This window comes from Flavobacteriaceae bacterium GSB9 (assembly GCA_022749295.1).
Lineage (GTDB): Bacteria > Bacteroidota > Bacteroidia > Flavobacteriales > Flavobacteriaceae > Flavisericum.
The window spans coordinates 2,830,145-2,854,998 of the sequence record CP062007.1; the positions used below are offsets into that span (position 1 = coordinate 2,830,145).

The 24,854-nt window shown below is 35.6% G+C and carries 19 protein-coding genes and 1 tRNA gene; 11 read left to right on the forward strand and 9 right to left on the reverse strand.

Annotated features, from left to right (window positions below):
* Window positions 1-8: 8 nt before the first annotated feature.
* The 3 genes from GSB9_02495 to GSB9_02497 form a co-directional block, all read right to left on the reverse strand.
* Entirely contained in the window at window positions 9-1,493 is a 1,485-nt protein-coding gene (locus GSB9_02495; GenBank protein ID UKM65924.2) for a mannosyltransferase, read from the reverse strand.
* A gap of 142 nt (window positions 1,494-1,635) precedes the next feature.
* Window positions 1,636-3,126 (reverse strand): glycosyltransferase family 2 protein, encoded by a 1,491-nt coding sequence (locus GSB9_02496; protein UKM65925.1) that lies wholly within the window; start codon window positions 3,124-3,126, stop codon window positions 1,636-1,638.
* On the reverse strand, window positions 3,123-3,815 hold the full coding sequence (locus GSB9_02497; protein UKM65926.1) for a glycosyltransferase family 2 protein: 693 nt from the start codon (window positions 3,813-3,815) through the stop codon (window positions 3,123-3,125). Before GSB9_02497 ends, GSB9_02496 begins: the two co-directional genes overlap by 4 nt.
* Before the next feature lie 250 nt (window positions 3,816-4,065).
* Here GSB9_02497 and trxA point away from each other — a divergent pair, with 250 nt between their 5' ends.
* From trxA to GSB9_02502, 5 genes are all read left to right on the forward strand, one after another.
* Window positions 4,066-4,383, forward strand: a complete 318-nt coding sequence (trxA, locus tag GSB9_02498; protein UKM65927.1) for a thioredoxin — start codon at window positions 4,066-4,068, stop codon at window positions 4,381-4,383.
* Between the two features lie 140 nt (window positions 4,384-4,523).
* Window positions 4,524-5,066, forward strand: coding sequence for an ATP-dependent Clp protease proteolytic subunit (locus GSB9_02499; GenBank protein UKM65928.1), 543 nt, complete (start codon window positions 4,524-4,526; stop codon window positions 5,064-5,066).
* A gap of 80 nt (window positions 5,067-5,146) precedes the next feature.
* The gene (locus GSB9_02500; GenBank protein UKM65929.1) at window positions 5,147-7,714 is read left to right on the forward strand and encodes a M1 family aminopeptidase; all 2,568 of its coding nucleotides are present in this window, start codon (window positions 5,147-5,149) and stop codon (window positions 7,712-7,714) included.
* Window positions 7,711-8,640 carry a DUF58 domain-containing protein gene (locus GSB9_02501; GenBank protein UKM65930.2) on the forward strand — a complete coding sequence of 310 codons (930 nt, stop codon included), beginning with the start codon at window positions 7,711-7,713 and terminating at the stop codon, window positions 8,638-8,640. The genes GSB9_02500 and GSB9_02501 overlap by 4 nt, the downstream gene beginning before the upstream one ends.
* A gap of 176 nt (window positions 8,641-8,816) precedes the next feature.
* Window positions 8,817-8,893 (forward strand) — tRNA-Asp (locus GSB9_02502).
* 321 nt (window positions 8,894-9,214) lie between these two features.
* Here the strand turns inward: GSB9_02502 and GSB9_02503 are convergent.
* Both GSB9_02503 and GSB9_02504 read right to left on the reverse strand, forming a co-directional pair.
* A complete protein-coding gene (locus tag GSB9_02503; GenBank protein UKM65931.2) occupies window positions 9,215-9,706 on the reverse strand; it encodes a hypothetical protein in 492 nt (163 codons plus the stop codon).
* Window positions 9,707-9,880: 174 nt separating this feature from the next.
* Window positions 9,881-10,483, reverse strand: coding sequence for a hypothetical protein (locus GSB9_02504; protein ID UKM65932.1), 603 nt, complete (start codon window positions 10,481-10,483; stop codon window positions 9,881-9,883).
* A gap of 229 nt (window positions 10,484-10,712) precedes the next feature.
* Here GSB9_02504 and GSB9_02505 point away from each other — a divergent pair, with 229 nt between their 5' ends.
* From GSB9_02505 to GSB9_02507, 4 genes are all read left to right on the forward strand, one after another.
* The gene (locus GSB9_02505) at window positions 10,713-12,557 is read left to right on the forward strand and encodes a helix-turn-helix domain-containing protein (protein UKM65933.1); all 1,845 of its coding nucleotides are present in this window, start codon (window positions 10,713-10,715) and stop codon (window positions 12,555-12,557) included.
* A 216-nt stretch (window positions 12,558-12,773) separates the two neighbouring features.
* Window positions 12,774-13,295, forward strand: coding sequence for a carboxypeptidase-like regulatory domain-containing protein (locus GSB9_02506; protein ID UKM65934.1), 522 nt, complete (start codon window positions 12,774-12,776; stop codon window positions 13,293-13,295).
* 44 nt (window positions 13,296-13,339) lie between these two features.
* Window positions 13,340-13,483: a hypothetical protein gene (locus tag GSB9_03345; GenBank protein UOR30051.1), complete on the forward strand. Its 144-nt coding sequence runs from the start codon at window positions 13,340-13,342 to the stop codon at window positions 13,481-13,483.
* Between the two features lie 570 nt (window positions 13,484-14,053).
* Complete coding sequence (locus tag GSB9_02507; GenBank protein ID UKM65935.1) at window positions 14,054-14,494, forward strand: hypothetical protein; 441 nt, start codon at window positions 14,054-14,056, stop codon at window positions 14,492-14,494.
* A 384-nt stretch (window positions 14,495-14,878) separates the two neighbouring features.
* Here GSB9_02507 and GSB9_02509 read toward each other — a convergent pair whose 3' ends face one another.
* On the reverse strand, window positions 14,879-16,039 hold the full coding sequence (locus GSB9_02509) for a DUF2652 domain-containing protein (GenBank protein UKM65937.1): 1,161 nt from the start codon (window positions 16,037-16,039) through the stop codon (window positions 14,879-14,881).
* A 536-nt stretch (window positions 16,040-16,575) separates the two neighbouring features.
* On the opposite strand from GSB9_02509, the gene GSB9_02510 reads away from it, so the two are divergent.
* On the forward strand, window positions 16,576-18,426 hold the full coding sequence (locus GSB9_02510; GenBank protein UKM65938.1) for a helix-turn-helix domain-containing protein: 1,851 nt from the start codon (window positions 16,576-16,578) through the stop codon (window positions 18,424-18,426).
* 164 nt (window positions 18,427-18,590) lie between these two features.
* Here GSB9_02510 and GSB9_02511 read toward each other — a convergent pair whose 3' ends face one another.
* From GSB9_02511 to GSB9_02513, 3 genes are all read right to left on the reverse strand, one after another.
* A complete protein-coding gene (locus tag GSB9_02511; protein UKM65939.1) occupies window positions 18,591-19,916 on the reverse strand; it encodes a 2Fe-2S iron-sulfur cluster-binding protein in 1,326 nt (441 codons plus the stop codon).
* A 338-nt stretch (window positions 19,917-20,254) separates the two neighbouring features.
* Window positions 20,255-20,836, reverse strand: a complete 582-nt coding sequence (locus tag GSB9_02512) for a DUF1566 domain-containing protein (protein ID UKM65940.1) — start codon at window positions 20,834-20,836, stop codon at window positions 20,255-20,257.
* 219 nt (window positions 20,837-21,055) lie between these two features.
* Window positions 21,056-22,600 (reverse strand): tetratricopeptide repeat protein, encoded by a 1,545-nt coding sequence (locus tag GSB9_02513; GenBank protein ID UKM65941.1) that lies wholly within the window; start codon window positions 22,598-22,600, stop codon window positions 21,056-21,058.
* 566 nt (window positions 22,601-23,166) lie between these two features.
* Here GSB9_02513 and GSB9_02514 point away from each other — a divergent pair.
* A complete protein-coding gene (locus tag GSB9_02514) occupies window positions 23,167-24,657 on the forward strand; it encodes a hypothetical protein (GenBank protein ID UKM65942.1) in 1,491 nt (496 codons plus the stop codon).
* The last annotated feature ends 197 nt before the right edge of the window (window positions 24,658-24,854 follow it).

The following is a 24,854-nucleotide window of genomic DNA, read 5'->3' on the forward strand; positions in this document are numbered from 1 at the left end:
ATAATTTATTATTGAATAAGGACTTTATTTAAAGTGTTCTTTTTCAAGAGCAATTCCCAAACAAATACGACATAAACTATGGTGTACTCAAGTGCAATAATCCATAAATTTTCATGCTTATAGGCACTATTGGTATCTGCGTATGCTAAATAGCTAACTATAATGGCAAAACTCCAAATTAATGGGAACTTATATTTCGTAAACACTGATAAGGCTAAAAGTGTGGCCACGTACCAAGGATGTACGGTAGTTGCCGTAAAGTAATAAAAAGATAAGGCCAATAACATAGCAGTTATAAGTTGTGCGGTGGATTTGTTTTTCCTAAAAAAGCTTAGGCCTAAAACAAAAATAAAGACCAAAATTGCGGTGTATTTGCCAATGATTGCGATTTCATTATATCCTCGAAAGCTATATCCAATTTCTCTTGCCAAATAATATAGGCTGGCATTAAACTCGAATTTTTGAAACCAAAGCGTAACGGTTTGGGAGTAGTTTTTTATAAATTCTGAAGTGTAAAACGGTACAAAAAGTAGCACAGTAGCTCCGAGAATAATGGTATAAAACCAAGCCAATCGTAACATTCTTACTAAGATAGTAATCCACGTTTTGTTTTCGTTATATCGAGCTTGTTTCAGAATTTCGTAATCTGCCTTATTTCGAGGATGCAGCGACGGCTTCATCTTTTTGTTCTGGTCAGGTTGCTTCATAAACCACTGATAAAACAAGGGTAAAAAAATAAGCGGTATTAATTTTGTGGAAATCGATAAAGCCAAAACCAAGGCTGCCCATTGCCACCTTCCAGAATGAAGCAAGTATAAACTCCAGAATAAAAAGAAAATCATTAGTCCTTCAAAATGAAGGTTCCCAGTAAGCTCAATAATGATAAACGGATTTAAAATATACCAAAAGATATGGTAAGTAGGAAGTTTTAGTTTTTTAAGGAGTTTTTTGCCAAAAAAGAGTGTGCCAAAGTCGGCAGCGATAATAATTAAGCGTAAAGCTACAACCGACCCCATAATGTTTTTGCCCGCAAACAAGGCCGCTATGCTAAAACAAAGTTGGTTTATGGGCGGGTAATTGGTGAAGTGGCTGGCGTTTAGGTTGCCCATGCCGATGTAAAGTTCGTGAGCTTGCGGTATAGGAAATAGATTGTTACTAATAAACGATAGTGGAGTGGAAAGGTAAGGGTTTGAGCCTTGTAGAATCATGCGTCCGTCCCAAATAAAACGATAAAAATCTTGTGATAGGTTTGGGGTAGCCAAAATAAAAAAGGCCCTAAAAGCAAATGATAAATAGGTGAGTAGTTTTAGGTTATGTTGAAATATTTGTATCAGTTTGAAAAATAGTACAAATAGGGCGGTGTAAAGCATTATCAGTTTCACATAGTCGGTGCGTACTATATGGTAGGCGAACGAAAAGTAAAAAAAGGCACAAGACAGTGCCATTAGCAATGGCCACTTGTAAAGTTTTAAAAATGTTGTATTTAATAGCACGGTGTAAATATAGTGCTAATTTGTAGTTTAAGGTTAGCTGTTTTTTCGCGTTAGCGATTGCAATGGATAGCTTTTGGCGAGGCGCGCATCGAGCCTAAACTAGCAATGAAAAGCGCGACCCTTGTGGTAACGCCCAATATAATTATACTTTAGATGAGATGGATTTGAAAAACACATAAGCAAAACCGATAAATAGCATAAGGTGAAACGGAAAGAGTCCGAAATCGCCACCTTGGTTGCCTACTATAAAGGCACTGTACATGCCAAAACCAAAGTAGAGCATGAGCAAGCCTTCGAAAACGACATGTGCCGACACAGTTTGTTTTATGTATTTGTTGTTTTTCCAGTTGTCTTTGTATTTACTGATATTGAATTTAGGCGTACGTACGAATTCGGATTTTTTGCCCCAATGCCCTTCTAAAACAGCAATGGAATTGTGTAGCGAAAAGCCCATGGCTATGGAGAAGAAGACAAAAAACATACCAATGTATTTAATGAAATTCTTAAAGCCATTCCCGTAGGTGTTTTTGTACATAAACCAATAGCAAATAAAGAAAATAATAGTGCTTAGAACGAAAAAGCTCATGACATAAAAATAGGCGTATAAATGCGCATATTCGTTTTTAATGTATAGCATGGGGATACTTAAAATGCCAACAATAAGTACATTTAAAAACATGGTGCTGTTTAAAAGGTGCAACAAGCCATGAATTTTTGTTTTTAGCGAGATATTATGATTTTTTATAACTCGGCCAAGCATTTTTCTAAAATTTTCGGCGCCTCCTTTGTTCCATCTAAATTGTTGCGAACGTGCTGCACTTATTACTACGGGAAGCTCGGCAGGCGTTTCAACATTTTCTAAATATTTAAATTTCCATTTTTTAAGTTGGGCACGGTAGCTTAAGTCTAAATCTTCGGTAAGGGTGTCGCCCTCCCAGTTTCCAGCATCAATAATGCATGTTTTTCGCCATAGACCGGCAGTACCATTAAAATTGATGAAATGGCCTTTGCTGTTTCTTCCAACTTGTTCTAATGTAAAGTGGGCGTCCAATGCAAATGCCTGTACTTTGGTAAGTAGGGAATAGTTGCGGTTTATGTGCCCCCATCGGGTTTGAACAACGCCTATTTGTTCGTCCTTAAAATAAGGTACGGTTTGTTTTAGCCAGTTGGGTTTTGGCAAGAAATCTGAGTCGAAAATAGCAATTAAGTCGCCTTTTGCAATTTTCAATCCTTCCTTTAATGCCCCTGCTTTAAACCCCTTGCGATCGGTTCTGGTAATATGTTTAATGTCCAGACCTTTGGCTTGTAATTTTTCAATATGTTGTTTGGTGCTATAAACCGTTTCGTCAGTAGAATCGTCAAGTACCTGTATCTCTAGTTTGTGGTATGGGTAATCAATTTTGGCGATATTATCTAACAACCTATCCATGACATACATTTCGTTATAAACAGGAAGTTGAATGGTTACATAGGGCACTTCTTCAGGATTCGATAAATCTAGCTTTGGGCTGTTGTCTTTTGTCTTTTTTGCAGACAGATAGTTGAACAGCAAGTTGAGTTGCGCTAAAGCATACAAAAATATAAGAAAAAGCGAAATGCTGTAGATTGTAATAATTACTGTTTCTAAAATCATTTTTTAAAACTGTATTTAAAAATCCATCCCAAGATTTTTATTCCTGCAAATATAGCACCTTTTAACGTGCCTGAAACTTTTGACACCCCAATTCTATTTCTGTAATTTACGGGAATTTCTGTGTATGTTAGTTTTTGTTTTAGTGCTTTAAGCTGCATTTCTACGGTCCAACCATAGGTTTTGTCCTCCATGTTAAGGGCCATGAGTTTGTTGTATTTTATAGCTCTAAAGGGGCCGAGGTCGGTAAATTTAGCGCTAAAAATCAAACGCATTAGTTTGGTTGCTAGCCAATTTCCAAGAATTTGAGGTGTGGTCATGGATCCAGCTTCCCTAAGTGCTTTTGTACGAGCACCGATTACAAAATCGATATTGTTTTCGAGTATTGGGGCTATTATTTTTGTGAGCTCTTGTGGGTAATCACTGTAATCGCCATCGAGAAAAACTATAATATCAGGTTTTTCTTTTTTTTGATTGATGTAATCTAGTCCCTTTAAACAGGCATATCCATAGCCTTTTCTAGTTTCGGTTAAAACAGTGGCTCCGGCTTTTTTTGCGTTACATTCGGTGTTGTCGGTAGAATTGTTGCTAACAACAATAATTTCGCTAACCAAACTAGGGATGTCTTTAATAACACGTGCTATCGAATTTTCTTCATTGTAAGCAGGAATGATAACACTTACTGTTTTCATGTTAGCGGTTAAATATGTTGTTTAATAAAAAGCTGCAAAGGTATTCAATATTTAATTTTAATTTCATGGATAAGTGGAAATAAATAGGTTTTTGTAAGTTTATAATTTGTAATGTACTGTATGTATAGTGTAATAATGCGAATCGATAAAGCCATAAGTAAAACAAATTGTAGGATTGTAAAGTTTAGAGTTTTTTTTGACTAATTTTGTAGAGTAAAAATTAATTGACAACATATAAAACATAAATATTATGGCATTAGAGATAACAGATGCGACGTTTGAGGAAACGGTATTAAAGAGTGACAAACCAGTATTGGTAGACTTTTGGGCAGCTTGGTGTGGACCATGTAGAATGGTTGGGCCAATCATTGAACAAATAAGTGAGGAGTACGATGGTAAGGCCGTTGTAGGGAAAGTTGACGTTGATGCCAATCAGGAATTTGCAGCAAAATATGGGGTTAGAAACATTCCAACTGTATTGGTGTTCCAAAATGGAGAAGTTGTTGGAAGACAAGTTGGTGTTGCTCCTAAAAACGCATACACAGACGCTATCGATTCACTTTTGTAAGAGCCGCAGTTCTTAAGAAAGTTGTTGATGATTAGGTCTTAATGTCCGAAAAAGGATAAAATATAAATGAAAAAGAAAATTAAAAAGGTTTGCTAACAGAGCAAACCTTTTTTTATTTTAGATGCAAAATAAATTAAACTATGAGCAAAACAGTAAAAGTGCAAGATACCATCGATGTTAAATTGCTTGAAGAGCGTAAAGTATTTTTGTGGGGTCAGGTGGATGATAAGTCTGCAAAACACGTCATAGACCGGCTACTCTATTTAGATGCTTTGGAGACTAAAGACATCCATTTATATATCAACAGTCCTGGCGGATATGTAACTTCTGGCTTTGCTATGTACGATTGTATAAAGTCTTTAAAAAGTGATGTGTCTACCATTTGTTCGGGTTTGGCGGCCTCAATGGGTTCTATTTTGCTTTCTGTGGGTACAAAAGGGAAACGGTTTATACAGCCACATGCTAGAGTTATGATACACCAGCCAAGTGGAGGTGCCCGTGGCCAAGCTAGCGATATAGAAATTACGGCACAGGAAATTTTAAAAACCAAAGAACTAAGTGCCAAAATACTAGCCGATAATTGTGGACAGGATTTTGAAAAAGTAATGAAAGATTTTAACCGCGACCATTGGATGAGTGCAGAAGAATCGCTTCAATACGGAATTGTTGATGCCGTTATTTAACAAATGCCAGTTAAATTAACCAAAAAGGCATAATGGAATCGTGCCTTTTCTTATTTTTATGGTTAAATTAATTGTCTTAAATGAAGAAAATAGCTGTTTTAATTTTAATGTTTTCTTTATTGGTTTCATGTGTAGAGGAAGAAACAATATCGTTGTTAGGTCCAGGTATTTCGTTGGATTTGGCCAATTACCGAAAGCAACAGGTAAGCGATGTGGTGTATGCACTGTCTTTTGATATTCGAGAGGCAAAATCTGAAGCCATCGACGCAAAACTCAATTTAAGTTTAACGATAAAGGATTTGAGCCATCCGTTGTATTTGGATTTTAATGCTGATAGTGCACTTTTGAAAGGTATTTTAGTGAACGGAAAACCCATTAAAATCGTTCACGAACAGGAGCATATCATAGTGGCCACAGAACATTTAAAGATTGGGAAAAACCAAATTAACATCCTTTTTGATGCTGGCGAACAATCACTGAACCGAAACGACGATTTCCTGTACACCCTTTTGGTGCCCGATCGTGCCAGTACCCTGTTTCCTTGTTTTGATCAGCCCAATATTAAAGCCCGTTATGTGCTTGATGTTATGGTGCCAAAGCATTGGCGGGTGCTTAGTGGGGGGGAATTGGAAGCAGAAAAAGAAGTTGAAAACACCATAAAATATAGGTTCAAAACTTCCGATTTAATGAGTACTTATTTGTTCTCTTTTGTTGCTGGTGAGTTTGAAAAAACAAGCGAAATTTTAGACGGATTTAATATGGATTTCCTGTATAGGGAAACCGATGCTAAAAAAATACAGGCCAGTTTAGGGCCTATTTTTGAATACCACGAGAAATCGATTTTATTTTTAGAAGATTACACCCAGTACCCATTTCCATTTCAAAAATTGGATTTCGTGGCCATTCCAGGGCATCAATATGGGGGTATGGAGCATGTAGGGGCTGTTCAGTATGAGGAATCGTCGTTGTTTTTAGATCGGTATGCCACCCAAAGCCAAAAACTAAACCGTTGCCGCTTAATCGCCCACGAAACAGCCCATATGTGGTTTGGCGATTTAGTGACCATGAAGTGGTTTGACGATGTGTGGCTAAAAGAGGTATTTGCCAATTTTTTGGCCGATAAAATTTCGCGGCCAGCATTTCCTGAAGTGAATCATAGCCTCAATTTTATTGTCGAGCATTATGCCAGTGCTTATAGCGAAGACCGCACCAAGGGTGCCACACCCATCAAGCAACCGCTCGATAATTTAAAGAACGCCGGCACGCTATATGGCAATATTATTTACCACAAATCACCCATTATGATGAGGCAATTGGAGGCTTTGGTGGGCGAGTCAGGCTTTAAAAAAGGTATGCAGAATTATATAAAGCAGTTTGCTGATGGTAATGCCGATTGGAATGATTTGGTTTCACTGTTGGATGCCGAAACCAATCTTGATTTAAAGCGATGGAGTGAAGTATGGGTTTATCAATCTGGTCGACCTGTGATAACCGATAATGTAGTGTTTAAAGATGATAAAATTAAATCTTTCAATATTGAGCAGCATGCAGAAGATGGCAGTGAAAACCTTTGGCCACAACGATTTTCTGTTGGGTTGGTGTATGCAGATTCCGTAAAGGTAGTTCCGGTAAGTTTCAAACGGAAAGCTCAAAATATTACGACTTTGGTGGGTTGTAAAAAACCACAGTCTATTATTTATAATTATGATGCTTTTGGCTACGGCGTGTTTCCAATGGGTCATCTGGAAGCCTCTGCTATTCCCGATATTCATGACGATGTAGCTAGGGGCTATAGCTATATCAATTTATATGAGAACGTACTGCTGGGCAAGATAAAGCCAGAAGTGGCTTTGGAAACTTTGGTTAAGGGTATGTTGGTCGAAGAGAACGAACTTGTTTTAAGCATGGTTTCAGGATACTGTTTGGCCATTTTTTGGAAATATATCAATCCTAAAAAACGCGATGGACTGGCGCAAATTATCGAATCCAAATTATCACAGCGTTTATTGGATAAATCACTTCCATCTGGATTGAAAAAAACGACTTTTGGATGTTTTAAGAGCATAGCCTATTTGCCTTCGGGGCGTGAGATGCTTTATGGAATCTGGGATAGATCCTTGAAAATTAGTAATCTTAACCTCAACGAAAACGATTATACTTGTTTGGCGGTGGCTCTTTCTATTTATGAACACCCAGATGCTGAAACAATTTTGCATGAAGCTTTAAATGATATTTCTAACCCCGATAGAAAAAAGCGGTTTGAGTTTTTGTTGCCATCTTTGTCTGCAAACGAGCAGTTAAGAGATAATTTTATGAAATCTTTGACCCAGGCCGAAAATCGTGAAAAGGAAAGTTGGGTCGTTTCGGCCTTGTACAATATACACCATCCGTTACGACAAAATTCGGCAGAAAAGCATTTAAAGATGTGTTTGGGGTTAACGGAAGAAATTCAAAAAACGGGTGATATATTTTTTCCAAAATCATGGCTCAATGCGACAATAGGGAGTTATAGTTCGCCCTACGCTTATGAGGTGGTGGAAACCTTTTTAAATGAAAACCCTAACTTTCCGCAAGTGCTAAAGAACAAATTGCTGCAGGCTGCCGATGGCGTGTACAAAGGAAAAAAAATAAGGAACCAATGGCAATAGATTTACAAAACGAACTTAATAAAACAGAAGGTTTTAAAAACTTGGAATTACTTGCTAAACAAGTGGTTGAAGGTTTTATTGCCGGGATGCATAAAAGTCCTTTTCATGGTTTTTCTGCTGAATTTGCTGAGCATAAAATTTATAATCAAGGCGAAAGCACCCGACATATAGATTGGAAGCTATTTGGCAAAACCGATAAACTCTATACCAAACGTTACGACGACGAAACCAACCTGCGTTGCCATATCATTTTGGATAACAGCAGTTCCATGCATTATCCTATGTATAGTTCGGTTTCTCTTGAACGTTTAAATAAAATTGGTTTTTCAGCTTTAGCATCTGCAGCATTAATGCAAATTTTTAAAAAGCAGCGTGATGCTGTTGGGTTAAGTATCTATAGCGATGATTACGATTATTATGCTCCTGAAAAAGGGAGTGAGCGACACCATCAAATGTTGTTGAGCCATTTGAGAGAAGCTGTAGTTTCAAAACCCAAAAATAAGAAAACCGAAACTTATAAATACTTGCATGAAATTGCTGAAAAAATTCATAGACGTTCGCTAATATTTTTGTTTACCGATATGTTTCAGGCTTCAGAAGATGAAGTGAAACTTTTTGAGGCGCTAAGGCATTTAAAATACAACAAACATGAAGTGGTATTGTTTCATGTCTTCGACAAATCAAAAGAACTGGAATTTAATTTTGACAATAAGCCCAAGCGTTTTGTAGATGTAGAAACCGGTGAATATATTAATTTGTATGCCGATTCTATCAAAGAAAATTATAGAGAAGCCGTTAAGGATTATTTTACAGCGTTGCGTCTAAAGTGTGCACAATACAAAATAAAATATGTTGAAGCTGATATTAACAAGGGACTTAATAATATTCTGACAACCTATTTGGTGGAGCGGCAAAAGTTTGCTTAGAGGTTGTTTTTATTGAAAATCAGCAGGTTGCTTATAGCTTTTTAGTGGTTATGCTTGGTTTTGGTAAAAGGCAAGTGTTATAATCGGGTACCAACTAAAAAAAATATTCAAAAAAAATTAAAAAAGATTTGAGATATAAAAAAAGGCGTGTATATTTGCAACCGCAATAAAGCAACGGTCTGGTAGTTCAGTTGGTTAGAATGTCGCCCTGTCACGGCGAAGGTCGCGGGTTCGAGTCCCGTCCAGACCGCCAAATTGCTAAAAGCTCTAAGAGATTAGGGCTTTTTTTGGCAAGTAAAAGAAGTTGTGTTGTTCCCAAAGTTAATTTGGGAGTGTAGTAATACCAGAGTGAAATTTGGTGTTCCAATGGAAAGCTTTCCTTTTTTCTTTTTAGAAAATGGGGATGCTTTTTTGTTTTTTGGAAGTTTTTTATTCGCCCTAATTCAACAGTTTTAGGGGTGTGATATTGAAAAGGCCAAATCGTAGCACGCAGCAAATAGGAAAGGTTTATAAAACAACAAAGTTAATTTTATAAACCTCTCCTAATTTTTATCTGCCTAGAACTTACAAAAATCTATTTTAAAAAAATAGTGCCTTCCCATTTATGATCGGTTCCGGTGCCATCGATTCTTACACGACTATTGATATTGAGTTCACCAGAAGCATTTTCAAATCGTCCTGTGCCTCCACCGATAATGCAAATATCTTCAAACTTAAAAGCATAAAAGTCATCTTGAATGGGGATAAGTATGCTTCCAGGAGTTGTGACAAATAATCTGTCACCATTTGCGGCTTCCATGTATCCTTCCACTGTACCATATTCACCAAAACCCCCTTCAGGATCTGGGTTACCTTGCTCATCAAATACAACGTGGAAGCAAAATTTTAAATCGGTAGTGAAATTTCCAAGATGCGTGGCGTTACCACCACCTACTTGATGCTCAAGAGCCCAGAAGTCGGTTGGGGAATTAACTGAACATATAACAGTAAGGGCGTCTTCAGCTTGACCTGTAAATAGTTTGGTCTTAAATGGCACTTCCACTTGTTTAGATGATTTGGCCTGCATGTTCAATTCGGTTAAATTGTCCTCAGTTATTAGGTCCTGGTTTTCTTCGCACGCAGTTACGGTAAAAATTAAACAGTATATAATAAGTAATAATTTTAAAGTTTTCATTTTATGTCGTTTTTAGTTAAATGGATAATTAATAATATCTATATTTTTAGATTGTTCATCTATTGGTTAATTATTTAAAATAATGGTTCCTTCTTGGATATGGTCAGTTCCAGTGCCATCTATTCTCACACGACCGATACTGACAATTTCACCAGATGCATTTTCAAAACGTTCAGTACCGCCAGTAATAGTAATGATGTTTACAAATTCAAAAATATAAGTCTCATCTTGGATAGGCATTAGTTTTCCGCCACTGCCTGATGTAAATAGCTTATCGCCGTTATTGGCTTCTATAATGTTACTGGCTCCAGTAAATTCACCAAATCCAGCTCTAAAATCAGGTTGTCCTTGGTCGTTCAGTACGATGTGAAAACAAAATTCCAAGTTGGTGGTGAAATTTCCAATATATGTGGCGTTACCCTTTCCAATTTGATGTTCGGGCCTCCAGAAATCGGTGGGAGAATTAAATGTACATGTTCCAGAGGGGGCGTCCTCTGCTGCCGTTGTAAACATTTTGGCTTTATATGGAAGCTTTAGTTGTTTAGATGATTTGGCCTGAGAGCTTAAAGCATTGATGCTGTCTTCAGTTATTAGATCGTGGTTCTCTTCACATGCTGTTGTTGCGCAAATTAAACAGCATGTAATAAGTAATAATTTTAAAGTTTTCATTTTATTTTAATTTTTAGTTAAACAAAAGGCTACTATTTAAAATTAAAGCTTACTTATGCTTTTTACGGATTGACATGTTTCAAATCTTGTAAACTATGTGTCAAGTTTTGTAAAGGGTGTGTTAAAATCCAATTGCCCTGATAGTGAGGTTGTTTGGCTCTAAATTTTTGTCCAAATAATTTTTATATGTAAATTAACATACATTAATTATTGAAGAACCAAATAAGACATGGATACTCAGATTTCAATGGATCAAGTTTTTCTTTCGAATCTTGATGAAATTTTGGAAGCAAATTACCAAGATGAGCATTTTGGAGTCAGAGAATTATCTTCATTGGCAGGTGTTAGTCGCTCAAAACTGCACAGAAAGTTGCGGGAGTTAAAGGAACAAACGGCTAGTGAGTATATTAAGGCCTATAGGCTTCAAAAGGCCTACCTACTGCTAAAGAACAATGTGTCTTCGGTTTCTGAAATAGCCTATTCTGTTGGGTTTAACAGCCCCTCATATTTTACAAAGTGTTTTCATAAGCGCTATAAATGTGCACCCAGTGAAGTTAAGCAGAAACCAGAACTTGGGGATGGAGTCAAGGAGCACCATGGAAAGGCCAGACAATTATCCTCATTTAGCTTAAAAAAGAGTGCCTTTTTAGGTGTTTTAGTGTTATTGTTGGGAATGGGGGCCTATATCGTTGGTGATTTAGCATCTGAGCGAAAGGCCAACAGAAAGGTTACCTTAGCAGTGCTTCCATTTAAGACGCTTAGTGATAATCCATCTGATCAATATTTCGCCGACGGTGTTATGGATGTCATATTAAGTAGCCTTTCAGGGATAGAAAATTTTAATGTGATCTCACGAACCACGATGGAACAGTACCGGAAGAATTCTAAAACCACTCCTGAAATAGCCAAAGAATTGGGTATTACCCATATGCTGGAGGCCAGTGTTCAAAAGCAAACGGATGAAGTCCGTATTGTGGTGAAGCTTATTGATGCCAAGAACGATGTTCATATCTGGTCCGACCACTACGAAAGGCAATATAAAGATATCTTCTCGATGCAGAGCGAAGTTGCCAGGGAAATTGTGGATCAGCTAGCGGTGACATTGACGCCTGCGGATGAGAAAAAAATAGCCGAGACCCCCACTAAAAATGTTGAGGCTTACAATTTATACCTGAAGGGCCGTTTTTTTTGGGATAGGCGAACAGAGGCTGACTTAAAACGAAGTATTAAATATTTTGAAGAGGCCATAGCATTAGATTCGTTGTATGCTCTAGCTTATGCCGGCTTGGGCGATGCATACCAAGTTATGGGGTGGTGGGGATGGTATCCTAGAGAAGAAGGATTTGAAAAGGCGAAAGTATATGCTGAAAAAGCACTTTTAATCAATGAAAACATTTCATTGGCACATACAGTATTGGGAATCAATTTTTTTAATGAATGGGATTATAAACGTGCAGAAAATAAATTCAAATTAGCATTAAATTTGGAGCCTACTAATTCAAGAGCTCATCAATTTTATGCTGAGTTGCTGGATTTATTGGGGAGAAAAAAGGAAGCAAGGGAACATATTGATTTGGCGATTAAATATAATCCCAATGCGCCTATTCTTTATAGTAGTAGTGGAACAATTTATTACAACAATGGTGAATTTGAAAATGCGTTAAAAGAATCGGCCAAAGCTCGAGAATTTAATGAAAAAAGAGGATTAAAGAACATTTTTCTTAGTAATGTTAGATTACATGAATACGATAAAGCCGTTGAAGCCCTAAAAGCAAAAAATTCCAAATTTAAAGATGCTCCTGGTGAAATTGATGCAATATATAAAGCACAAGGGATAGAAGGCGTTTTGGAGTGGTATATAAATCAGTTTTCGGAATCTGGTAAAAATGGATGCATTGGTAAGGCTGAGTTGTGCATGTTTATAGGGGATACGGAAAGGGCTTTGGACCTTTTGGAAAAAAGCTACGAAAAAAAGGAATATTATTTTCCAAAAATAAAATCTGATATAGATTTTGAACCTCTTAAAACTCATCCAAGGTTTATAGTACTGGTTAATAAACTAAATATGGAGTAATAGCCAATATTGGGAGGTGTTGGTTACAACCTAAAATTTCAAAAATTAGTTGCGTTTAGGGTAGGTGTTTTAAATGAAAGTTACTAATCCTAAATTGTCTATGAACTGTAATTTCGGATAGTGTAGCATAATAGTTACTGTATCTTTGATTTTACTATTTACAAATAACCTATTTACAATTGGACAAACATATTGTTTAAAGCAAAATTATGAATCATGAAAACTTTATTCCTTCTTTTCGTCTTGATAATCTCTTTGGGTAGTGAAGGGCAAATTGTAAGTGATGATTATCATAAGGGTGTAAATGACAATGTTGTAAAGGACATGATACTAGAGGGAAACGTAACGGATATAAACGGTTTGGCTTTAATTGGGGCAGAACTTGTTATTAAAGGTACGTCAATTATGACAAAAACAAATTTTGACGGGAACTTTTATTTAAAAATTAAGAAAGGCGGTGTATTGGTTGTTAGTTATGCAGGTTTTGAAACAAAAGAAGTGACTATAGAAAATCAGATAGATATTAATATTATTTTGGAAGAAAAAGGCAAACCGGAACCCATAAGGTCTTTAACTAAATCGGAAGTTAGAAAAAAAAAGCGTTCCGATAATAAGGCAAAACAGGCTGCTCAACGAGAAAAAGAAAAGAACAACATGGAGCCAATAGATTTAAAAGAAGAAATTTTAGGAGAAGCAGGAAGAGCGGCAAAAAGAAGCATATGGAAGCATAGGAAATAATGGTTGGCAAGTAAATTGTTAATTGAAAAGTAGGTTTTTATAGTATGGGGTCACAACAGTCCATGGATGAATTGTTTATGTCGAAACTCAATGGGGTATTGGAAAACAATTATCATCAGGAACGTATTGGGGTAAGCGAATTATCCGTAAGCATGGGGGCGGTAGGTCGTAGCTCCATAGAAAGTTAAGGGAAATAAAAGGTGTTTGCGCAAGCCATTACATCAAATGGTTTCGGTTGGGAAAAGCATAGGCTTAATTAAAGACAATTCTTAAACAGTGTCTGAGATTTTCTATTCTGTAGGATTTGGTAGTCCCTCTTATTTTACAAAGTGTTTTTATAAGCGTTACAAATGCTCACCTAGTGAAGTTAAACATAAAACGGAAGCAAAGGTAGGAGAGTTTGATGAGCCTCATCATGGAAGTCATTTTAAGTAATCTTTTCAGGGATAGAAGGTATCAATATGATTTAAAGAACCACTATAGAACAGTACCTGAAGAGTTCTAAAACCACTCCGGAAATAGCTGCTGAAATAGTTATTCGAATCTTTGTCCAAATTTAATCAATGAGTGGGTATCGATTTAATAATTGTTATAAAGAATATAGAGTGGAATGATTAATTTTCCTTCTATGTTGTTTTATGCAATATCGGATATTTAAAAGTTTTATGTCGAATAATGATTATAAATAAAAGTCAATGTCTAAACCAAAACCCAAATATAATCGTACATAATAATATATTAACCCCAATCAATAACCCATGAAATATTTATTTTTATTTGTTTTTTTACTCAGTTCTTTTCTTGTTTCAGCTCAAACCTCTTTTAATACGGGGAGTGTGCGGTTAGATGCAGATATAAATTTGATAAACACGCAAGCCCGAACAAATATGAGTGCTTTTAGGTCAGATATGCAATTATCTTACAATATCTCTGAAAAGAAACTCAATTATATGAGTGCAAATTTGAATATGACACCGGGAGATATATACTTATCTTTGGAAATTTCCAAGATAGCCAGAGTATCTTTAGATAGGGTTTTGCCTGTTTACCAAACTCACCGATCTAAGGGTTGGGGCGTTATAGCTAAACAGCTTGGTATTAAACCTGGTTCTGCTGAGTTTCACCAATTAAAAAATGGTACAAAAGCTAAAAAAGGTAAAGGCCGCGGAAAAAAACATAAGAATAAAAGGAAACATTAGCATTCTCGGGCCAAGCCTCACCAATATAGTCATTTCTTTGTGGTCTGAACCTATTCCTAATAGTATCAAGTTTAGCACTTACAGGCTCTAAAAACATAGGGTTTTTGATCTAAGTGTAACCCTTATTATTGTTTAAGCTGTCCAGAATATTTGGTAATGTGCCAGAGATTGTCCCCATTTCACCAGCACTATTTAACATGTCCAACAATGAATCATTAAAAGAAACATTGTCTCGAGCATTTTTTATGCCACCAAGTGCTTCTAAATATTATGATAAGAATGGTGATCTGATAGATAAATAATTTACCAAACGTATTAAGGTATACCTTAGTAAGACTCAAGAGCTATTGGGTATTACTAATATTGATATGTAATTAATTATGTTTATGCTACAGCCTTACTCCTAGGCTCCAGTAAAATCCCTGCTGGGTGTTTCTCACCTCTTTTTTTCAAATCTATACAGTACGTATTTAGCTTATTTAATGATGCTATATAGAATTGTGTAAAGCTTTTTTTCATAAATAAATTATAAAGCAGTTTTTTAATGGGGTTTAGTTTTTTTAAAACAGTAATGTGCGTTTTTGTTTCATCTTTCCCTAAGCGTTTAAGACTTACTACCATGTCGGCATTAAACGTGTGGTTTGTGTCTATCCAGGTTATAAAATCCTTTGTTATTTTAAAACTGTGCGAAGTGAAAAACGGATCTTTTTCATCTCCATTCATAATACATCGATGTGTAGTGCCATTTTTAACTATTTTGCCATTTGTTTTATCACTCCCTTTCACTTGTTGTACCCATAGGTGTTTTGCTTCAGGATCCGAAACAACATTAAAAACAAGTTCTAATGGTGCATTTATTACAGAACCTACAGAGAGAATTTGTTTCATATTTGGTTCTGGAGCGTAATCATCAATTGTTGGTTTTGGGATATGGGACTCTAAAGGGGCTAAAGACAAGAAACAATATTTAATATCTCCAAAGTCGTAGGTTCCTTTTCCATGACTTGGTGTTTCCCAAGCTACTTGTCCAATATCCACCCAAGTTGAGCAGGATTGTATAAGTTGATCTGTAATTAAAACATACTCATTCATGGAAATGTTATTTTTAAGAAGACGGTGCGCTACGATTACATCCTTTCCAAATAGCTTAGGTATAGTTTTTATTTGATTGATAGAGATCTCTCCATAATGAATAATAAATTTTATGTTAAGGTTGCTGGCTTTTAGGCAAGCGCCACATTGGCATATCCTCTGCGATTCGTACCTTCTCAAGCAGGCATGAAATTTAATGTACATTCTCTGTACTTGAGCGAGGGTTTCAACAGCTGTCGGCTTTTTGCCTTTTCGGTAAAAAAGGATAGCATCCCCTTCAATTTCTGAAATTTGAAGCCCCATTTCATTGGCGTCTATTAGCGTTTCAAGGAGTTCTGTAATAATGTGTTGGCTATGAGATATTTCGGTCTCATTTACAAATTTGGTAAAGCCACTAATGTCTGGAATAAAAAGAAGCGTGGGTTCAGCGGAAGCGTTATTTACTGGTTTCATAATCCAAAAGCTTTAAATGTGTTAACTTAAATATGGTGTTGTAATAACATTAAAAAACACTGAAGGTTTTATGAGGTTAACTAGACGGCTTTGTCGAGGAGCAAATGTTATTGTAATTGTTCGCACTTTAAAGTTCGCAGGTAGAGAAATACCGAATACAGACATGAAGATATGCTTGCTGATTATCGCATGCCCATATAAGCTCGGTAAATTTATATGGGACTTTGTTGTAAAGTGTTACTCAAATATAACCAAATATCTTGACATTTTAAATAGCTTACTTGGGTTAATTGTTAATATAGGGTGCTTCTATTTTCAAAGTATCCGAAATGTTAACCTCAATAGAAACATTTTTATAAGCGCTGTATTTATTCTGTGTAAGTTAGGTTGAATTGGAATGGGAAGAGTTTGCTATATGAATGATTTAAGAATAGTATTATTGAGCACGAAAGATTTTTGTCTAAATGAAAATTTCAAAGTAGGCCCAAAAAGTTGTAAATTAAGTGATTGTTTGCTGCTGTTTAATTTTTTAAAGGATGAGGTCACTACAGTCCATGGATGAGTCGTTTATTTCAAAACTTAATGATGTATTGGAAAACAATTACCATCAGGAGCGTTTTGGTGTAAGTCAATTAGCCGTAAGCATGGGAGTAAGCAGGTCAAAGCTTCATAGAAAGATAATCCAGATAGAAGGTGTTTCCGCTAGTGCATATATTAAAAGGTTTCGGCTTGAAAAAGCTTATGTATTATTAAAAAACAACACATCCACGGTATCGGAGATAGCCTATTCTGTTGGGTTTAACAGCCCCTCATATTTTACAAAGTGTTTTCATAAGCGCTATAAATGTGCACCCAGTGAAGTTAAGCAGAAACCAGAACTTGGGGATGGAGTCAAGGAGCACCATGGAAAGGCCAGACAATTATCCTCATTTAGCTTAAAAAAGAGTGTCTTTTTAGGTGTTTTAGTGTTATTGTTGGGAATGGGGGCCTATATCGTTGGTGATTTAGCATCTGAGCGAAAGGGCAACAGAAAGGTTACCTTAGCAGTGCTTCCATTTAAGACGCTTAGTGATAATCCATCTGATCAATATTTCGCCGATGGTGTTATGGATGTCATATTAAGTAGCCTTTCAGGGATAGAAAATTTTAATGTGATCTCACGAACCACGATGGAACAGTACCGGAAGAATTCTAAAACCACTCCTGAAATAGCCAAAGAATTGGGTATTACCCATATGCTGGAGGCCAGTGTTCAAAAACAAACGGATAAAGTTCGTATCGCGGTCCAGCTTATTGATGCAAAAAACGATGTTCACATCTGGGCTGATGATTACGAAAGATTGTATAAGGATATTTTCTCTATGCAAAGTGAAGTAGCCAGAGAGATAGCACAGCACCTTGAGATAACCCTTTCGTCAATAGATGAAAGAAGATTGGATGAAACCCCAACAAAAAATGTTGAGGCTTATAATCTGTATTTAAAAGGACGCTTTTTTTGGGATAGGCGAACAGAGGAGGATTTAAAACTTAGTGTTAAATATTTTGAAGACGCTCTAGCTTTAGATCCAGACTATGCCTTGGCCTATGCAGGATTGGCCGCTTCTTATAGTGTCATGGCACAGTGGAGGTGGTATCCCAGAGATGAAGGGAATGAAAAAGCTAAAATGTATGCAGAGAAGGCGCTTTCCATTGATAAAAATATATCCCTGGCATATACGGTACTTGGGAAAATATCTGTATGGCGTGACTGGAATTGGAAACAAGGGGAAGAAGCGTTTAATCAAGCCTTAATTTTAGATCCTAACAATGCGACAGCTCATCAATGGTATGCTGGGCTACTGAATAGTTTAGGAAGAAATAAGGAAGCAAGAGAGCACATTGATTTGGCTAAAAAAAATAGCCCCAATGCTCCACTTGTGTATTCTACCAGTAGTCAGATTTATTATAATAATGGTGAATTTGAAAAAGCTGTTGAGGAGACTAAAAAAGCCTATGAGTTGGGAGGCTTTAGCCTTCATTATAGGTTCTATTGTTATGTCAGGTTAGGGGAGTACGATAAAGCTGTTGAAACCTTAAAGTTAAAGTTTCCTGAATTACAATCACATCCCGAAATCATTGATGAGATATATGAGTCCTCAGGAATTAAAGGCGTGGTTCATTGGTATATTGGTGATAGTAAATGTAGCGGAAGTAATGTAAGTAATTGTTTTAATAAAGCTAGGTTGTTTATGTTAATAGGCGATACAAAAAACGCTTTAGAATGTTTAGAAAAAAGTTATGAAATTGGTCATAAGCATTTTCCAAAGATTAGGCATTATTTAGATTTCAAACCCCTTCAATCAGAACCTAGATATTTAGTGCTTATCGATAAACTTAATATGGAATAAGGGTTAAAGCGGGAGGAGGTTTGTCTTGGGCATCAGGTTAAAAAAGGAAGTTGTGCTCTTTGATGGTTGCGCAGTGTTCAAATTAGGTTTAAGTAGTTAAACCAATGGGTAAGGGTTCCTTTTTTCTTAATTGAAGATTGGGATGCTTTTTTGTTTTTAGCTTATTAGGCATATTTTTTCATCTCATTTGTAATTATGGTCAACGCTTGTTCCCAAGCATTTATTAATTGGTCAGTATAAAATTCCCCAAGCTCTTCTTTAATGGTTTCCAATAGCGCTGACAATACTATTGGATAATGTTCTTTAAGAACACCGTAGCGTGAATGACTTTGTCCGAGTAATTTGAGCCCTAAACTTAGGTGGTCTGGTCTGCTCATTGAATAAACAATTCCTGCAAGCATATGAGTTAATAATCTTCCTTGGGAGGTCATGTTATTTTTAAACAGGGATCTTATTTTTGGAGCTTTATTAAAGACTTTGGCATAAAATTTATCTGCAAAATCCTCTTCGTTTCTTAATAAGTAGTCTAAGGATCGCTGAAGTTCTAATTGGATATCTATTTCTTTAAAACCCTTTAGCTCATGAAATCTGGTTAAATGTTCATGTCCTGCCATTTGTTGATTAAATGTTTCTCCTATCTCCACTGTTGCTTCAGATAATCCTTTAAAAATGGAATCAGAAATTAAAATATTTGTTTTAGCTATTTTATTGTAAGATTGAATTCTGCTGGCTGTATTAACTGGGTCACCGACTACAGCAAATTGCTTGTGCTTTGGGTGTCCTAAATGGCCTATGTAGGCTTTGCCAAAATTTATTCCAATACCTAATTTAAGATTAACGTCAAAGTCTACGAGTTCCATATGATTAAGTCTTTCAATTGCATATTGCATTCCTAAAGCGGCTCTAACAGCATCTTTGCAGTTTTTATCTTTCATGCCTCCGGACACTCCAAAAATTCCAATAATTTCATCTCCAACATATTGATAGATAACACCGTTGTTTATTAATATAGGGTCTCCTAGAACAGTGTAGAACCTATTTAAAATATGGGCTACATCAAAAGAATAATTTTGTGACGTCATTTTAGTGAATCCACGAATGTCACAAAATAGTATGGCAATGGCTCTTTCTTTAGCAGTACCTTCTGGTACAGTTTCTAATTGCAGTTTGTTAATTTCTGAACTAGTCCAAATTAACCTTTGGATGCTTACATCGCCTTTCACATAACATTGGCATGCTAACCTAATTGAAGGGTCCCATTTTCTAACTCTTGCTATTTCTTGCTCCCTCAAAGTTCTGGGGTTTAAGTTATCATGACCTCTCAAAACTCTAATTCTACAAGTAGTACAAAGTCCATTTCCACCGCATTCATGAATATGCGGAATCTGGTTAGAAATAGAACAATCTAGGATGGTTTCAGTTGAATTATCATAACCTACTTGCTGATTTATACCGATGTAGGTAATAGTTGGTGTTTTAATGTCAGCCATTTCAATAGAGTTAGATGTGTGTAAAATATTGATTTACATATATGTAAAATTAAGAAATATTATAATTACATTCTTTATTCCAGATTGGAAGTAAGTTTTTAGTTTTAAAATATTTTCATTCAAATAACAAAAACTCCGAATGATTAGCTCTTCTTTTGACACATTAAAGAAGTTGTGTTGTTTGGTAAGCATATAGTGTTTATCAAAGGTTTAAGTAGTTAAGCCAATGGAAAGCTTTCCTTTTTTCTGAGAAGAAAATGGGGATGCCTGCCTGTCGGCAGACAGGCTTTTTTGTTTTCCTCAACTGAATATGCTTTCCTTATAAATTAAGGTAATCACTAAAAAGCACGAATTGCACGAGTGTGAATACCAGCTCTATCGCTTGTATTGTCTGAATGTTGCTCGCCATTTTCAAAATCTTGAACCCATGCACTGCCTACTCCATATTCACTAGATGTCCAATAAATTTGATTTGAGAATCCGCCTACTAATGTTTTTTGTTCATATAAGATATTTAGTTGATCTTTTGAGGGTAAAAACCAATCGTTAAACCCTCCTCCTGAGTAATCCCTACACAATTTAGCAGCATATGACCCATTATCGCCCTGTGCTTGAATAATCATATTTGTATTTGTTGAGCCATCTGCAGTACTAGTCGCTTCAGTTTTAATAAAACTTCCATTCCACCAAGGATCTAAAGTGCTCTGATCTGTTTTAGCTGCAATTAATCCATGTTTCTCAGTATTATCAAGATAAAATATAATTCCTCCTTGGTAATTGTCTCCCAAAATCAGGGCAATTTCCATATTGGGTTCATCCATTTCCATATTAGGGTCATCCTTTGAACAACTGTTTAGTGTAGTTCCAATTGATGTTATGGTTATTAAGGTGAACAATACGATGTGGATATTTATTTTCATGATTTTTAATTTTAAATCGAAGATATATCTAATATCATAATAACTGTCCTAGATAATATTTGAAAGAATTATTAGGATAGATAGCAGCTAAAATGTTGTTTTGTTTGTCAGGTAAGAGGTAACGTATTGAAAGTCCACTAAAAATGGACAATCCAATGAGAAGCTTTCCTTTTTTTACTTAGTAAAAATCGGGATGTTTTTTTGTTTTTATCTAACCTGTTAATTTTCAATATTGAAATACGTTGTAATAAGCCTATCGCAGGTTTCACAATCGCCTTTTTTGATTTTATTTTTAATAGTGATAAGCTTACCGTATGCCAACCTAGGGTGGTTGTTGAACATATCATAAATGGCCCATTGCAAAATAAGCTTATAGGCATCTTGTTCATTTTTTGTAGTACGAAATGCTTTGCTTAAGTAATAATTCTCCATTATTATTTTTGTATTTTCCATGTAGCTAGCGTGAGCTTTTAAGCGATAAATATCAAAATTTTTAGAATCAATTTTTTCAGCTTCTTCGATATAAAATCGCACTTTTTCAATATCATCTTCAAGAATATAAAACTTAGATAGGTTAATGTAGTCTGAAAATGTCCTTGCTCTGGGGTCTGAAATTTTTCTTAAAAGAAGGTTTTCATACTCAGTTTTTTTATCAAGGAACTTATAAATGGATAACAAGGTTAAATAAGCATCATTAGGTTCTGCAATCAATTTTGTTTTATTTCTTGAAAATATGTCTATAGCTTTTTGGTAATAATCAATGGCCTTATCATCATCTTCAAGGTAGAAGTTAATTAATCCAAGGTGTTTATAGGCCGTATATGCATTTAAAGTTTTATGTTTTAAGGATTGCTTCAGCCAACGTTCCAATGCCTTAAGGTCCTTTTTTTCATCCCTACTGAAGTCAAATAATATTTGTCCGTTTTCATCAAGGTCAAAAAAACCACACCTAAAAAAGAGGTTATAAAAATTTAACAATTTATCAAGATTAATGGCTGCTTGCTTGTGATTTAATTTTTCATAATGGTTTCGGATGGATGACCAATCGATTAAAGTTTTGTAATGTTTTTGTTTTAATTTCTGTTTAAGCGAGGGATTGTCATCTAGTTGTTTGAATTCTTCAAGGTATTTTGTGGTGTTAATGGTGATTAATAAGAAAATGCCTAATTCTGGGTATAATGTATTGTTAGTTAATGAATTGGTCAAAATAGTTTTGGCCTTTTCATACTCACCTTTGGAAGCTAAATACATTGGGTAAGTAAAAAGTGAATGGTATTCATTTGGATTTAATAAAAGTGCCTTTTCGGCATCCTCAATAAACCCCTTCTTAATTCCTAATTTGGCTTTTAATAAACTTCTAGTACCATAAAAAGAGGCAGAATCACTATCAAAGAATTTAATGTTTATATGTTCCAGTGCCTCTTTATAATATGCCTTACTATTGTTTTCGGCACCTATCTTGTCATAAAATTTACCTATTTTATACAGTAATTTAAAATTTAGGGAGTCCTTGGATAAGGAATCTTTTAACTTTTCGAGATATTCATCGTTTTTGGGCTCCTCATCCTTGATTGCAGTAATGGAAGATGTTAAGTCAGAAGTTCCCACAGAAAATGAAAGCTGTACTTTAAAATCGAATACCTCTTTTTTACAACCTAAAAAGTCATTCTTGTCTCTATCTATTAAATGTTTATTTAATGCATAAGTTTGGCCTTTTACAGGGGTTGAAATAAGTAATAATACAATAAATAGAAATGTTTTCATTGCTATTAGGTATTAGTTTTTAAATTAAAAATTTAATTCAATACCTAAACTATTAAAAATTGATTGTTTGTATGTCCAATAACATCTTTAAGGGATTATTTAGGATATGCTTAATTTGTGACAAAAACAATCGGGTATACTGGGAGTAATAAAAGTAGTTGTGTTGTTCCCAAAGTTAATTTGGAATGTAGTTAATGCCAATAATCCCGATAGCTACCGTGAGGTATTCCAATGGACAAGCGTTCCGTTTCCGATATTTCGGAGTTGGTATGCTTTTTTTAGATACTTCACAAATTTAAAATTATTAGTACGATATATAAATGGTGTATTGAGATTAAAATAATGTTTGGAATTATAGTTTTCGTTATATATTGTTTCTTTAAACACCAAAAAAATCGTAAATTTTCAATTATAGAAGTGTAAATTTTCCAGATGTAATTTATCTTTAGCTTCATAGGTTGACTCTAGCATTAGGTTTAGCAACCATTTTAGAAAGAACTCCTAAATAATGTGAGAATTCATCTCGTTAATTAAAGATGTGGCTGGAGTACTATAAGTATTAAAAAATGAATAGTAGTAAAATAGAAAGGGGAGAGCCTTTAAGGTTTAATATAAGAACTCTATATTGGGTTTTACTGCTGTTTTCAGTAATAGGGGCGTACATTTTTAGGTCTTCTGTGGTCAAAGAGAATAGAGTTAAGTCAGTTACATTGGCAGTTCTTCCGTTTAAAAACCTAGGCGATGATGAGTCCGACCAATATTTTGCCGATGGGGTTATGGATATTATTTTAAGTAACCTTTCGCGAGTAGAAGGTGTGGATATCATTTCACGAACGACCATGGAACGATATAGGAAGAATTCCAAAACCATTCCTCAAATAATAGAGGAATTAGATATTTCCCATATTCTGGAGGCCAGTGTTCAAAAGCATACAAATAAATTTCGCATCGTGGTACAACTTGTTGACACCCAAAAAGATATTCAAATCTGGTCTGAGACCTATGAAAAGCTGCATGGGGATGTTTTCTCTATGCAGGGCGAGATTGCTAAGGAGGTAGCACAACAGCTTGAAGTAACCCTTTCGCCAACAGATGAGAGTAAAATAGACGAAACTCAAACTAAAAATTTTGAGGCTTATAATCTATACTTAAAAGGGCGCTTTTTTTGGGACAAAAGGACAGAAGAAGATTTAAAGCGGAGCGTTAAGTGCTTTGAGGACGCCATTGCTTTAGATTCCTTATACGCTCCAGCTTATGCCGGACTGGGTGATGCGTATAAAGTCATGGCATTTAGAGGGGTTTACCATCCAAGAGAAGAAGGGATTAAAAAGGCAAAATTGTTTACCAAGAAAGCACTTTCAATTAACCAAAATATTTCTTCTGCCTATGGTGTATTGGGAGATATATCTTTTTGGTTTGACTGGAATTGGAAACAAGCAGAAAAAGAGCTTAAACAAGCATTGCTTTTAGAGCCTAGTAATGAAAATGCGCATCATAGTTATGCCGAATTAATGAATATTTTAGGAAGAAAGGATGAGGCAAGAAAGCATATTGATTTGGCGATTAAATATAATCTCTATGCGCCGCAAATATATGCTGAAAGTAGTCTGATTTACTACAATAACTGTGAATTTGAAAAAGCTATTGAGGAAAATGAAAAAGCCTATGAACTAACAGGGGTTGGCCTTGACGAAAGAATTATTATTTATATTAAGATGCATAAATATGATAAAGCTCATGAGGCTTTAAAATTGAAGTTTCCCGAATATCATCGAGCCCATCCAGGATCAATCGATAAAATATATGAAACATCAGGAATAGAAGGGGTGGTTCGATTGATTATTGGAAGGGAGTCAAATTGTGGCAACAGTAGATGTTTTAGAAAGGCAAGACTTTGTATGTTAATAGGAGATAAAAAAGCGGCTCTGGAGCTTTTGGAAAGCAGTTATAAATACGGAGAAATTTTTTTCCCAAGGATAAAACATTGCATAGATTTTGAGCCGCTTCGTTCAGAACCTAGGTTTGTAGCACTGGTCGATAAACTTAATATGGAGTAATGGTTATGGAACATTCAAGCCCCATCAAAAGTAGTTGTATTGTTCCCAACATAGTTTGGGCGTGTAGTAATGCCGATAATCCCGATAGTAATCGGGAGGTATTCCAATAGAAAGCTTTCCTTTTTTCTGAGAAGAAGAAAATGGGGATGCTTTTTTGTTTTAGGGCTGTCGCAAAAACTTCTTGGCTTCTTAAATAA

Excerpts from the sequence above, each read along its gene's own strand:
- GSB9_02496 (UKM65925.1), bottom strand. The coding sequence starts at position 3,126 with ATGATTTTAGAAACAGTAATTATTACAATCTACAGCATTTCGCTTTTT.
- GSB9_02497 (UKM65926.1), bottom strand. The coding sequence starts at position 3,815 with ATGAAAACAGTAAGTGTTATCATTCCTGCTTACAATGAAGAAAATTCG.
- trxA (UKM65927.1), top strand. The coding sequence starts at position 4,066 with ATGGCATTAGAGATAACAGATGCGACGTTTGAGGAAACGGTATTAAAG.
- GSB9_02499 (UKM65928.1), top strand. The coding sequence starts at position 4,524 with ATGAGCAAAACAGTAAAAGTGCAAGATACCATCGATGTTAAATTGCTT.
- GSB9_02500 (UKM65929.1), top strand. The coding sequence starts at position 5,147 with ATGAAGAAAATAGCTGTTTTAATTTTAATGTTTTCTTTATTGGTTTCA.
- GSB9_02503 (UKM65931.2), bottom strand. The coding sequence starts at position 9,706 with ATGCAGGCCAAATCATCTAAACAAGTGGAAGTGCCATTTAAGACCAAA.
- GSB9_02504 (UKM65932.1), bottom strand. The coding sequence starts at position 10,483 with ATGAAAACTTTAAAATTATTACTTATTACATGCTGTTTAATTTGCGCA.
- GSB9_02505 (UKM65933.1), top strand. The coding sequence starts at position 10,713 with ATGGATACTCAGATTTCAATGGATCAAGTTTTTCTTTCGAATCTTGAT.
- GSB9_02506 (UKM65934.1), top strand. The coding sequence starts at position 12,774 with ATGAAAACTTTATTCCTTCTTTTCGTCTTGATAATCTCTTTGGGTAGT.
- GSB9_03345 (UOR30051.1), top strand. The coding sequence starts at position 13,340 with ATGGGGTCACAACAGTCCATGGATGAATTGTTTATGTCGAAACTCAAT.
- GSB9_02507 (UKM65935.1), top strand. The coding sequence starts at position 14,054 with ATGAAATATTTATTTTTATTTGTTTTTTTACTCAGTTCTTTTCTTGTT.
- GSB9_02509 (UKM65937.1), bottom strand. The coding sequence starts at position 16,039 with ATGAAACCAGTAAATAACGCTTCCGCTGAACCCACGCTTCTTTTTATT.
- GSB9_02510 (UKM65938.1), top strand. The coding sequence starts at position 16,576 with ATGAGGTCACTACAGTCCATGGATGAGTCGTTTATTTCAAAACTTAAT.
- GSB9_02511 (UKM65939.1), bottom strand. The coding sequence starts at position 19,916 with ATGGCTGACATTAAAACACCAACTATTACCTACATCGGTATAAATCAG.
- GSB9_02512 (UKM65940.1), bottom strand. The coding sequence starts at position 20,836 with ATGAAAATAAATATCCACATCGTATTGTTCACCTTAATAACCATAACA.
- GSB9_02513 (UKM65941.1), bottom strand. The coding sequence starts at position 22,600 with ATGAAAACATTTCTATTTATTGTATTATTACTTATTTCAACCCCTGTA.
- GSB9_02514 (UKM65942.1), top strand. The coding sequence starts at position 23,167 with ATGAATAGTAGTAAAATAGAAAGGGGAGAGCCTTTAAGGTTTAATATA.